The sequence below is a fragment of the Blautia pseudococcoides genome (assembly GCF_001689125.2).
Lineage (GTDB): Bacteria > Bacillota > Clostridia > Lachnospirales > Lachnospiraceae > Blautia > Blautia pseudococcoides.
This window is the reverse complement of sequence record NZ_CP015405.2, coordinates 2161571-2173950: the sequence shown is the minus strand read 5'-3', so window position 1 is coordinate 2173950 and position 12380 is coordinate 2161571. Positions and strand designations below refer to the sequence as shown.

At 48.2% G+C, this 12380-nt stretch carries 8 protein-coding genes; 7 read left to right on the top strand and 1 reads right to left on the bottom strand.

Annotated features, from left to right (window positions below; genetic code table 11):
* Nucleotides 1-128: 128 nt before the first annotated feature.
* The 7 genes from A4V09_RS10350 to A4V09_RS10320 all read left to right on the top strand — a co-directional run bounded on the left by A4V09_RS10350 (nt 129) and on the right by A4V09_RS10320 (nt 10915).
* Nucleotides 129-1805, top strand: coding sequence for an ABC transporter substrate-binding protein (locus A4V09_RS10350; protein ID WP_065542277.1), 1677 nt, complete (start codon nt 129-131; stop codon nt 1803-1805).
* Nucleotides 1806-2003: 198 nt separating this feature from the next.
* The gene (locus A4V09_RS10345; protein ID WP_065542276.1) at nt 2004-3020 is read left to right on the top strand and encodes an ABC transporter permease; all 1017 of its coding nucleotides are present in this window, start codon (nt 2004-2006) and stop codon (nt 3018-3020) included.
* Between the two features lie 5 nt (nt 3021-3025).
* A complete protein-coding gene (locus A4V09_RS10340) occupies nt 3026-3916 on the top strand; it encodes an ABC transporter permease (RefSeq protein ID WP_065542275.1) in 891 nt (296 codons plus the stop codon).
* A 13-nt stretch (nt 3917-3929) separates the two neighbouring features.
* Nucleotides 3930-4904, top strand: coding sequence for an ABC transporter ATP-binding protein (locus A4V09_RS10335; protein ID WP_065542274.1), 975 nt, complete (start codon nt 3930-3932; stop codon nt 4902-4904).
* A 1-nt stretch (nt 4905) separates the two neighbouring features.
* A complete protein-coding gene (locus tag A4V09_RS10330; RefSeq protein ID WP_065542273.1) occupies nt 4906-5889 on the top strand; it encodes an ABC transporter ATP-binding protein in 984 nt (327 codons plus the stop codon).
* Between the two features lie 411 nt (nt 5890-6300).
* Nucleotides 6301-10311, top strand: a complete 4011-nt coding sequence (locus A4V09_RS10325) for an efflux RND transporter permease subunit (protein ID WP_065542272.1) — start codon at nt 6301-6303, stop codon at nt 10309-10311.
* A complete protein-coding gene (locus A4V09_RS10320) occupies nt 10292-10915 on the top strand; it encodes a TetR/AcrR family transcriptional regulator (protein WP_065542271.1) in 624 nt (207 codons plus the stop codon). Before A4V09_RS10325 ends, A4V09_RS10320 begins: the two co-directional genes overlap by 20 nt.
* A gap of 57 nt (nt 10916-10972) precedes the next feature.
* Here A4V09_RS10320 and A4V09_RS10315 read toward each other — a convergent pair whose 3' ends face one another.
* Nucleotides 10973-12199, bottom strand: a complete 1227-nt coding sequence (locus A4V09_RS10315) for a 6-phosphofructokinase (protein ID WP_171285347.1) — start codon at nt 12197-12199, stop codon at nt 10973-10975.
* Nucleotides 12200-12380 lie beyond the last annotated feature (181 nt).

The following is a 12380-nucleotide window of genomic DNA, read 5'->3' as shown; positions in this document are numbered from 1 at the left end:
AAAACTTGTATTTTTTCTCCTTCTATAGTAAAATGGTTAGCACAGAGTTCTTTGTGTTTACCACGTCAAAGTGGTGTTAGAATGACAGAGCACAGGGAGGACTGTGTGAATCAAAGGAGGGATTTTCTATGAAAAGAAAAGTAATTGCGGCTTTACTCTGCACATCTATGGCGATCACCATGATGGCAGGATGTGGAAGTAACAAGAAGACTGGTGCAGATAACACTGGCGGCACAACAAAGACAGAAACTTCCGGTGAAGAAGGAAATGCGGATGCAGAAACAGAAACCGGCACAACAGAAAAGAAAGCCAGCGGCCAAATGCTCACAGAGTTTACTGAGGTTCCGTCTGATGTGGACACAGAGCAGACACTGCGATATGCGCAGGGTGCAGACCCCCGTGGTCTTGACCCGGCTATGATTGATGACGGAGAGTCTTCCAAGCCAATCTGCCAGATGTATGAAGGCCTTCTGAAATACGGTGACAGCAATACAGAAGTGGAACCGTGCCTGGCTGAATCTTGGGAAGTAAGTGAAGATGGGCTGACTTATACCTTCAAACTGAGACAAGGCGTAAAATTCCATGACGGAACAGACTTCAACGCAGAAGCAGTAAAATACAATGTGGACAGACAAACAGTCAATAAAACAGAGGACATGCTTTATGCAGACTTTGTTTACGGTGATGTTACAGAGTGTAACGTGGTTGATGACTATACAGTAGAGTTTAAACTGGGCAAAAAATCCACGCCATTCTTAAACAACCTGGCAATGTCCCTGGGCGCACCCATGGTAAGCCCTACAGCATGTGACGCAGCAAACGGCAACCTGAATGAAGCGCCATGCGGAACAGGCCCGTACAAATTTGTAAGATGGAACAAAAACGAAGCCGTAGTTATGGAAAGAAATGAAGACTACTGGGGCGAGAAGGGTGTTGCAAAAGAGATCATTTTCTCCACGATCCCGGATAACTCCGCACGTGTGGTTGCGCTGACAAACGGTGAAGTGGATATTATTGATGGTATTGACGCCACCGTGGTAGACCAGATCACATCTGCCGGCTGTCTGTTATATCAGGCAGAGGGTATGAATATCAACTACATGGCTTACAATACACAGAGAGTAACAGACCCTGAGATCAGAAAAGCATTAAATGAAGCAGTTAATGTACCGGAGTTGGTTGAAAGCATTTATAAAGGTTACGCAACCCAGGCTGCTACAATTCTTCCAACGTTCATGCCTGGCTACAGTGCAGACGTAAAACAGACGGAATACAATCCGGAAGAGTCCAAAAAGGTACTGGAAGAAAAGGGTATTACAGAACTGAAGATGATGGCTTACACAAACCCAAGACCGTACAATACTGCAACCGGCCAGACACTGGCAGAAGCTCTCCAGGGTTATTTCGATAAAGTAGGCGTTAAAGTTTCTATTGATTCCTATGACTGGACAACCTACAAAGAAAAACTCGGTGCCGGCGATTATGATATGTGTCTGTACGGCTGGATCGGTGACAACGGTGACCCGGATAACTTCATGTATCTGCTGACACATGAGGACCCGGCAATGAACGTTGCGCTGTACCGTGATGACGAATACAACACCATGCTGTCAGAAGCAGCATCCATGGAAAACGGTGACGAAAGAAATGGAGCTTACGGCAAAATGGAACAGAAGATTGCAGACGAAAATGTGTGGCTGCCGATTTCTCATCAGCAGAACCTGTCAGGTTATGTGTCAAATGTACAGAACTTCATTGCACATCCTACAGGTAATGTTTTCTTGAGCAAAACATATAAGAATTAATTGTAACCGGAAAGGTACGGAGCCATTACAATTAATTGGTAAAACGGGATTGCATAAGGGCAGAGAGATCTGCCCTTATATGCGGTCTAAAAGCCTGTTTTACGGAGGAACAGTTCATTTCTGAGAGGGCTTTTTCAAAGACCCCTTGAGAAATGAATTGTTCCGGAGACAATCAAAAGAAAAAAGAGAGGGCAAGACATGTTTAAGTACATAATGAAACGGCTTTTACAGCTCATACCGGTTCTCTTCGGTGTATCCCTGATCGTCTTTTTCCTTATGCGTGTATGTGCACCGGACCCTGCGTCCATAGTATTGGGGCAGCACGCTACACAGGAAAGCATGGAAGAGTGGCGGGAGGCGAACGGGCTGAACGAACCCATAGTTACACAGTATGTAGATTTTATCAAAGGCGCTGTTACCGGTGATCTGGGTACTTCCTATTATACAAAAGCACCTGTAACAAAAGAAATTTTCAGTCGTTTCCCGGCTACCGTGGAGCTGGCAATTGTTGCCATTATACTGGCTGCGGTTTTTGGGATCGTGATCGGTGCTGTTTCGGCAGTGAAAAAGAATTCGATTTTTGACAATGGAGGTATGCTTATATCCCTGATTGGAGTGTCCGTTCCTATTTTCTGGCTGGGCATTATGCTGATCATTCTGTTTTCCGGTGTTCTGCACTGGCTGCCTTCCAGCGGACGGATCGACCCGGCTTTGCGTCCTGATACCGTGACGGGATTTATGATCATTGACAGTATTCTGGAAGGAAACACAGAGGCTCTGAAAGACAGCCTTCTGCATATGGTTCTTCCGGCAGTGACACTGAGTCTTTATTCTATGGCTATCATTGCCCGTATGACGCGTTCCAGTATGTTGGAAACGCTGGGACAGGATTACATCCGTACTGCAAGAGCAAAAGGAATCAGTGAAGGCAAAGTGACGAGAAGACATGCACTGCGCAACGCCATGCTTCCTGTCACAACCGTTATCGGCCTGCAGTTAGGTTCCCTGCTTGGCGGTGCGGTATTGACAGAATCTGTATATGCATGGCCCGGAATCGGAAACTACACGGTGCAGTGTATCATGAAATCGGATTTCCCTGTTGTGCAGGGAGTGGTACTGCTGATCGCAGTCATATTCGTGCTGATGAATCTGATCGTAGACGTTATCTATGCATTTTTAGATCCGCGTATCAAATATGTTAAGAAGGAGGTGTAACCGTCATGCGGAAAAAACAACAGGTACAGACAACAGGAGAGACACTTGAAAAACCGGAATCCCAAATCCGTGTGATGTGGGACACCCTGAAAAAGAATAAGGCAGCAGTGGCGGGTCTTATCGTTATTGTATTTTTTGTATTTTTAGCGATCATGGGAGACTGGCTGGCTCCTTATGATCCGGAGTATTCTGATATGGCCCATACGTTTGTAGCGCCCTGTAAGGATTACTACTTTGGAACAGACCAGCTTGGACGGGATATCTTTTCCCGTGTACTGTCAGGTACCAAAGTTTCTCTCTTTGTAGGTGTGGCTGCCGTTGTGTATTCTCTGCTGATCGGTACCATTCTCGGTTCTGTGGCAGGGTATTTCGGCGGTAAAGCGGATTCCTTTATTATGAGATGTATGGATATTATGCTCTCCATTCCCTCTATTCTTCTGGCGATCACATTGATGGCAGCACTGGGAAAAGGGCTTGATAAGGCCATTATTGCCATTGGTACTGTGTCAATCCCGGAATATGCCCGGATTGTGCGAAGCTCCATTCTTTCCGTCAAGGAAAATGACTATGTGGCTGCCGCCAAGGTTGTGGGAAATTCTGACAGGAGGATCATCTTTCATCACATCCTTCCAAACGTGGTAAGCTCCATTGTGGTCAGGGCAACCCTTGGTATCTCCACCGCGATCCTGGATACTGCAGCTCTTGGATTCTTAGGTATGGGTGTACAGCCGCCTATGGCAGAGTGGGGAGATATGCTGGGACGTGCGAGAACTTATATTTTCTCGGCGCCCTACACCTTGATTTTCCCGGGTCTTGCCATCACGTTAGCAGTGCTGGCATTCAACCTGTTTGGCGACGGCCTGCGCGATGCGCTGGATCCGAAAGAAAGAGTATAAGGAGGACCGTATCATGTTATTGGAAGTAAAGGATCTGGAGACAGAATTTAAAGTAAAAAGAGGTACGGTCAAGGCGGTAAACGGTGTCAGCTTTGCAGTGGACAAAGGAGAGATCCTGGCAGTGGTGGGAGAATCCGGTTCCGGAAAAAGTGTAACCTCCCTCTCTGTCATGGGATTGATCCGTGACCCGGGCCGGGTGGCAGGAGGGGAAATCCTGTTCAACGGCGAAAATCTGTTAAAGAAAAACACAAAAGAGATGCAGGCTGTCCGCGGAGATAAGATCTCTATGATCTTCCAGGAGCCAATGACCTCTCTAAACCCGGTGTACAGGATCAAGGACCAGATTATGGAGACCATTCTGACCCACACCACTATGAGTAAGAAGGAGGCTCTTGACAGAGCCATTCAAATGCTGGACCTGGTAGGTATTCCTGCGCCGGAGCAGCGTGTGAACGACTATCCACATCAGATGTCCGGCGGTATGCGTCAGCGTGTGATGATTGCCATGGCTCTGGCCTGTGATCCGGAGCTTCTGATCGCAGATGAGCCTACTACTGCCCTTGACGTTACCATCCAGGCACAGATTCTGGATTTGATCAACCGTCTGAGAGAAAAATTGGGTATGGCGGTACTTCTCATCACCCATGACCTGGGGGTTGTGGCTGAGACCGCCGACAAAGTGGTGGTTATGTACTGCGGCCGCGTGGTGGAACAGGCTTCTGTGGAACAGCTTTTCACAAAACCCCTGCATCCTTACACACAGGGACTTCTGGACTCCATCCCGAAAATGGATGAAGAAAGGGAGCGCCTGTACATGATCAAAGGTATTGTACCGGACCCCATACATCTGCCGAAGGGATGTTCCTTTGCGGACCGCTGTGACAAATGTATGGATAAGTGCAGGGAGCATATGCCCAAACTGGCTGAGACAGAGGATGGAAGAAAAGTAAGATGCTTTCTGGTAAGCGATGAAGTGGAGGGTGCGTAAGATGAGTGAAGAGAAGAGAGAAGTGCTTTTGGAGGCCAGACACCTGAAAAAGTATTTCAATGTGGAGACAAATTTCTTCGGAAAACCCACCGCTGTCCTGAAAGCTGTGGATGATGTTTCTTTTAAAATATATAAAGGCGAAGCTCTGGGCCTGGTTGGAGAGTCCGGCTGCGGTAAATCCACGATAGGTAAAATGCTGGTGGATCTGTACAAGCCCACTTCAGGAGAAATCATATACAATGGAACTGATATATCCAAGCTCTCCACAAAAGAGAGAAGGAAATACTGCAAGGACATCCAATTGATCTTCCAGGACCCCTATGCATCCCTGAACCCGCGTATGACGGTGGGCGATATTATCGCTGAACCCATCCGTATTAACAAGCTCATGCCGGATAACCAGGTGGAGGACAGGGTTACCTATCTGATGAACTGCGTAGGCCTTGCGAACCATCAGAGAAACCGGTATCCTCATGAGTTTTCAGGCGGGCAGAGACAGAGGGTGGGGATTGCCAGGGCGCTGGCTGTACAGCCCAAGCTGATCGTCTGCGATGAGCCGGTATCCGCACTGGATGTTTCCATTCAGGCCCAGGTTCTGAACCTGCTGGATGATCTGAAGGACGAATTCGGACTTACCTACCTGTTTATTGCCCATGGACTGAACGTGGTGAAACACATAAGTGACCGTGTGGGCGTAATGTATCTGGGTAAGCTGATGGAGGTGGCAGATAAGCGTGAGATCTATGATAATCCGCTGAATCCATACACACAGGCCCTCCTTTCCGCTATTCCATCCACGGATATCACGAAGAAAAAAGAGCGGATCATTCTGACGGGGGATGTGCCAACGCCTATTAACCCTCCGGCAGGCTGCCGTTTCTGCTCCCGCTGTTTTAAGAAAACAGAGGGCTGTGATACGGTGATCCCTGAATTAAGGGATATCGGAAACGGGCATATGGCTGCCTGTCATCTCTATGATCAATAAATCGGTAACTGTTTTGTATGTGCACAGTTATAAGATCCTTCCTACTAAAATACAAACACAGCCCCGGCAGTTCTTTACTGCCGGGGCTGTGTTTTGAATATATAAAAGGATTTTATCAGTTAGGCTTTTTCTATTTGGGAAACGGTGGTTTCTTTGCTCTATGTACTTATCAGTAAGTGCTTATAGCTATTATACCATGATATAAAGATAAGTAAAGATAAAAATAGGCAAAATGACGAATATGTATACTTCATGGTCTTTGGGACAGCAGCCGGTAAACAGGAATCAACAGCAGCAAAGTTTATGCAACTTTAATAATTAGTTATGTTGACACCATTCCTGTAAAGACATATAATTTTACCATCAGACTGACCAGTCAGTCGGTCGATCAAAAATACAGGAGGACTTTAAATGTTATCGCGTTTTAGTGTGAAAAAGCCCTATACCGTCGTTGTGGCGGTAGTGCTGGTGATTCTTTTGGGCGTGGTGTCTGTGACAAAAATGAACACCGATTTGCTGCCCAGTATGAATCTGCCTTATGCAATCGTAATGACTACCTATGTGGGCGCCAGCCCGGAATCGGTGGAGGAGACTGTTACAAAGCCTATTGAACAGAGTATGGCGACAGTCAGCAATATTAAGAATGTAAGCTCTGTCTCCAGAGAAAATGTATCTATGGTCATCCTGGAGTTTGAGGAGACCACCAATATGGATTCTGTGTCCCTGGAGATGCGGGAGAATCTGGACCAGATAAAGGGATACTGGGACGACTCGGTGAGTAATCCCATTATTATGAAACTGAACCCGGATATGCTTCCGGTTTTGGTTGCTGCCGTGGATGTGGATGATATGACGGCTGCGGAACTAACGGATTACATAGAAGATAATGTGCAGCCTAATATCGAGCGTATTGACGGTGTTGCCAGGGTTTCCAAGAGCGGCAGCGTAACTGAGAATATTGAGGTGAGAATCAACCAGGAGAAGCTTGATGCCATGAACCAGAAGGTCCAGGATGCCATTAACGGCAAGTTCGCTGAGGAGGAAGAGAAGCTGAACGATGCCCAGGCTGAGATTGACTCCGGTAAAAGCGAGTTGAATTCAGGCCAGAGTGAACTGGAATCCGGTCAGAATGAAGCGGCCTCCCAGATCGGTGAGGGAAGCGGACAACTCTCCCAGGCACAGAGTGAACTGACAAAGAGCGCTGCTGAGGTGGATATACAGCTCCAGAACCTGGAGAGTAAGCAGACAGAGCTTGACAGCCAGTCAAAACTTCTGCAGGCTACAGAGGAAGGCCTGAATTTCACAGTGGAAAAGCTGACAGAAGCAAAAAACAGGCTTTTGGAAGCCCAGGAGGGAACGCAGAAACTGGAGGAGGGCATTGCCACGATCCAGGGGCAGATTGAGGAGCTGGAGGAGCAGTTAAATGCTTTAACACCTGAGAAGCCTGACAATATGACAGAAGAGGAATGGCAGCAGACCATCGCCCAGCTGACCGCAGCCAAAGAGGAGATGGAGGGCAAAAAGGCGGAGATGGAGCAGCAGCTTGCAGTTCTCAACGAACAGCTTGCCCAGCTTGACCCGGTGGAAGTGGTGGATAAAGGGCTGGAAGCAGCCAATAGCGGCCTGCAGGAGATCGCAGGGGCAAAAGCGCAGCTGGCAGAGGGCCAGACCCAGTTAAATGCAGGGATACAGAAGCTGCAGGAGGCAAAGGCTCAGATCGAGGCAGGCCAGTCTCAGATGAGTGCAGCCCAGATCCAGCTTGAAACGCAGAAGATCATGGCCTCCATTCAGCTCAGTTCAGCATCCTCCAAGATCGCCATGGGAACGGCCCAGCTGGAGGCAGCCCAGTCTCAGCTTGACTCAGGAAGAGACCAGCTGAATGAGGCAAAAGAGCAGGCGCAGGACAAAGCCGATCTGAATACAATCCTCACATCCGATATGGTGAAGGGAATCCTCACGGCAGAGAACTTTGCCATGCCGGCAGGGTATGTGACAGAGGACAATAAGGAGTATCTGATCCGGGTAGGGGATAAGGTGCAGGATGTGGACAGTCTGGGGGACTTGGTCCTTCTGGACCTGAAACTGGACGGACTGGCATCTATCCGCCTGTCTGATGTGGCAGATATCAGTGTCACAGATGATTCTGCAGAGGTATATGCAAAGATCAACGGCAATCCCGGCATGATGCTTTCCATAGAGAAACAGACCGGTTATTCCACAGGAGATGTGGCTGACAAGATCCTGGACCGTATGGAGGAATTGGAGAAGGAAAATGAAGGCCTGCATTTTACAACACTGATGAATCAGGGTATCTATATTGATATGGTTGTAAATTCCGTGCTGCAGAATATGCTGTACGGAGGTATTCTGGCTATTCTGGTACTGTTTTTATTTCTGCGGGATATTAAGCCCACTTTTGTTATAGCCTGCTCCATCCCGATCAGTGTGGTGGCAGCTTTAGTGCTCATGTATTTCTCAGGAGTGACGCTGAACATCATTTCCCTCTCAGGTCTTGCCCTGGGTGTGGGTATGCTGGTAGATAACTCTATTGTTGTTATTGAGAACATATACCGTATGCGGAGCCAGGGGATACCGGCCAGAAAAGCCGCTGTGGAAGGCGCAAAACAGGTGGCGGGAGCCATTGTCTCCTCAACCCTGACAACCGTGTGCGTGTTTGCTCCCATTGTATTTACGGAGGGCATTACCCGTCAGCTTTTTGTGGATATGGGACTGACTATCGGTTATTCCCTGGCTGCCAGCCTTGTGGTGGCGCTGACCCTGGTACCTATGATGTCCGCAGGACTTTTAAAGAGGGCTGAGGCGAAGCCATCCAAACTTCTGAATAAGGTGCAGGATTTTTATGGACGTTTGATTCATAAGACCCTGAAACATAAAGCCTGGGTGCTTTTGGGAGCATTGGTTTTATTTTTGGGAAGCATGTACCTGTCGGTGAAAAAGGGGACGGAATTCTTCCCATCCATGGAGAGCACGCAGGCCAGTCTTACTGTGACCACGGACAAGGGAACCCCTCTCAAGGATACCGCAGCAAAAGCGGATGAAATTATCGACAAGATTTCTGATATAGATGATATTGAGACCATCGGTGCCATGGCTGGCGGTTCTTCCATGTCCATGGGCGGGAGTTCCACCAATGAGGTCACCATGTATTTGGTGCTGAAGGAAGATAAAAAGCTGAATAATGAGCAGCTTGAAAAAGAGATCCTGAAAAGGACCAAGGGTGTGGATGGCTGTGAAGTGGTGGTTTCTACTTCCAATATGGACATGAGCGCCCTGGGCGGCAGCGGCCTCCAGGTTGAGATCAAAGGAAAAGATTTGGAACAGCTCCAGGAGATTGCAACAGACCTGGCCGGTAAGATAGAAAAGGTAAAGGGGACGCAGAATGTCTACGACGGCATGGAGGAGACCGATGCCCAGTATAAAGTGGTTGTGGATAAGTCAAAAGCTATGCGCTATGGCCTGACTGTGGCACAGGTGTTCCAGGAGATTAATAAGAAGATCGCAGAGGCCACAAGCGCGACAACGATCTCAACGGCAACGAAAGACTATGATGTGTATGTCAGAAGTGGGAAGGATGAATCCCTTACCAGGGAACAGCTTGCAGATATATCCATCCAGACTACCAACGCAGAGGGGGAGACGGAAGAGATAAAGGTTGGGGATATTGCCGCCTTTGAGGATTCTGTAAGCCCTCAGGCTATCAACAGGGATAGCCAGTCGCGTTATATGTCAGTAACTGCCGAGATCGCGTCTGGTTATAATATCGGGCTGGTAAGCCAGGATGTACAGAAGATCCTTGATAAATATAACGTACCCGAAGGGTATACGATTGAAATGAAGGGTGAAGATGAGAGTATCAACGAGGCTATGGGGCAGCTCCTTCAGATGCTGGCTCTGGCACTGGTATTTATGTACCTGATCATGGTGGCGCAGTTCCAGTCCCTGCTGTCTCCGTTTATCATCATGTTCACCATTCCGCTGGCGTTTACAGGCGGATTTATGGGCCTGCTTGTGAGCAACAAGCCGGTCAGCATTGTGGCTATGGTGGGATTTGTCATGTTGTCAGGTATCATTGTAAACAATGGTATTGTGCTGGTGGATTACATCAACCAGCTCCGCAAGGATGGCATGGAAAAACGCGCGGCGATCGAAGAGGCAGGCCGTGCCCGTCTGCGCCCCATTGTCATGACAGCACTCACTACCATTCTGGGCCTTCTTACCATGGCTATGGGCATGGGAATGGGCGCGGATATGGTGCAGCCAATGGCGATCGTAACAATCGGAGGTTTGATTTACGGTACACTGCTGACACTCTTTGTGGTGCCGTGTATCTATGATATACTGAACCGCCGTCATTATAAAAAGGATGAGGAGAGATTAGTGGATGAAGGAGAAGCTCAGTGAGAAGGAACTGGCTCTTTTCCGGGCTGTCATTGAACTGATAGAGGAAGATGTGGACATTCACTCCATTAAGGTATCTGATATTACCAGCCGGGCCGGAATCGGTAAGGGTACCGCTTATGAGTACTTTTCCAGTAAGGAGGAGATGGTGGCGAAAGCCATCATCTGGTCCGGAGAGAAATTGTTTCAGAAAATTATGGATGTTCTCAGAAAAACCGGGAGCCTGAAAGAGCAGATCATGGCAGTGCTTGATTTCATTGAGACAGAGATGAGCAGCAGCAGATGCAGCACACAGCTTATGCGCCTGCAGGGACAGGAATGTCAGATGAAAGAACACTTATACAGGGAATATGCAAAATTCGGCGGCCCTCAGAGTCAGGTGGAGAGTGTGCTCCGCATTCTGACGGAACAGGGGAAACGCGAGGGAATCATTCCTGTGGATATGCCGGAAACATTTGTGACTATGGTATTGATGGCAGGATTAATGAGCTACTTTGTATATCTGCTTCAGGGTATGGAGACAGAGGATACTCCAAGAAATCAGACAAAAGAATTTCTACAGAGAAATATACTTCTGTCTTTTGGCAGCAGCCGGGAACAGAAGTAAACGAGAGGGAATACCGCGGCAACAGGCGGTATTCCCTCTCGTTCTGAATAAAACGCTTTATTTTCTATAGACAAATGCAGGCAGTCCGTCTGTACCCATGGGGACTTCAACGGTTCCCTGAATAAGCGGAAGCGCATAGATGACGAAATCATCACTGATATCCGAGCCATCCTCCATGATCCATTCCATGGGAACGGTTTTTTCTTTGTTACAGATCTCGTTTACATCCTCCAGGCCAAGCGTGATCGCGTAGGGGAGGTTGCAGGTCCTTTTGTATGCTACCATTTTCCCTGTATATCCTCTGAGTGCTGCACGGACGCCGAATTCACCGGCCATGACAGCTTCTTTCTGGTCCGCAGCGGACATCATGGAGGCAGAACAGCGCTGGCTTACATTCAGCTCCACGGAGCGGGCTTTTACCCCCAGACGGTTTCTCACCAGGTTTTCCAGATATTTGCCGCATCCGGCCAGCATTTTGTGTCCAAAAGTATCTGTGCCTACATTGTTGTCGTATTCACAGATAAAAGTTCCCTTGTCATCGTGGATCCCCTCAGAAACACACACTATGACATTGGGGGTTTTATCAAAGCATCCTTCCACTTTTTTGAGGAATGCCTCCTGGTCAAAGGCTGTCTCAGGCAGATAGATGAGCAGAGGGTTGTCCCCTTTATATTTTCTCGCCAGGGCGGAAGCGGCTGTGAGCCAGCCTGCATGCCGTCCCATGATTTCTATGATAGTTACTGATTTTTTCTCATATACATTGGCATCAATGACAATCTCACGCACAGTGGAAGCCACATATCTGGCCGCACTGCCAAACCCGGGTGTATGGTCAGTGAGGACCAGGTCATTGTCCACGGTCTTGGGTTCTCCGATAAAGCGGATATCACTGTTCACAGAGGCAGCATAGCGGGAGAGCTTGCTCACAGTGTCCATGGAGTCATTGCCTCCGATATAGAACACGTATCCAATCTGCAGTTCCTCAAACTTTGCAAACAGCTCCGGATAGACCGGATCAGATAAATCCTCCGGCAGTTTATAGCGGCAGGAACCCAGGTAAGCGCCCGGAGTTGTTTTCAGGCCTTCCAGTGTATTGCCTGGCAGCGCATCTTCAAAGTCCAGAATCCTTCCCTCCAGAAATCCCTCAATTCCATTTACCATTCCGTAGACACGTCCGATAAATTCTTTTTGGCGAAGGCCCTCCGCTGCCACGCCGTACAGGCTGCTGTTGATGGCAGCGGTTGGGCCGCCGGATTGGCCGACGATCATATTTTTCATTTCCATAATCCTGTTTCACTGTATAATTGCAATATATGTTATGATTCAGCAGGTCTGCACATTTAGCAGGCAAAACCCATTGCCGAAGGCGATCCTTCCTGGGTTTTTGCGGGAAATTGTGAAGACACTGAACAGTTACCAATATTCCGGCAATTATACCCTCCTTTCCATATGAATCAGAAATTTT

Excerpts from the sequence above, each read along its gene's own strand:
- A4V09_RS10315 (WP_171285347.1), bottom strand. The coding sequence starts at position 12,199 with ATGGAAATGAAAAATATGATCGTCGGCCAATCCGGCGGCCCAACCGCT.
- A4V09_RS10345 (WP_065542276.1), top strand. The coding sequence starts at position 2,004 with ATGTTTAAGTACATAATGAAACGGCTTTTACAGCTCATACCGGTTCTC.
- A4V09_RS10320 (WP_065542271.1), top strand. The coding sequence starts at position 10,292 with ATGAAGGAGAAGCTCAGTGAGAAGGAACTGGCTCTTTTCCGGGCTGTC.
- A4V09_RS10335 (WP_065542274.1), top strand. The coding sequence starts at position 3,930 with ATGTTATTGGAAGTAAAGGATCTGGAGACAGAATTTAAAGTAAAAAGA.
- A4V09_RS10330 (WP_065542273.1), top strand. The coding sequence starts at position 4,906 with ATGAGTGAAGAGAAGAGAGAAGTGCTTTTGGAGGCCAGACACCTGAAA.
- A4V09_RS10325 (WP_065542272.1), top strand. The coding sequence starts at position 6,301 with ATGTTATCGCGTTTTAGTGTGAAAAAGCCCTATACCGTCGTTGTGGCG.
- A4V09_RS10350 (WP_065542277.1), top strand. The coding sequence starts at position 129 with ATGAAAAGAAAAGTAATTGCGGCTTTACTCTGCACATCTATGGCGATC.
- A4V09_RS10340 (WP_065542275.1), top strand. The coding sequence starts at position 3,026 with ATGCGGAAAAAACAACAGGTACAGACAACAGGAGAGACACTTGAAAAA.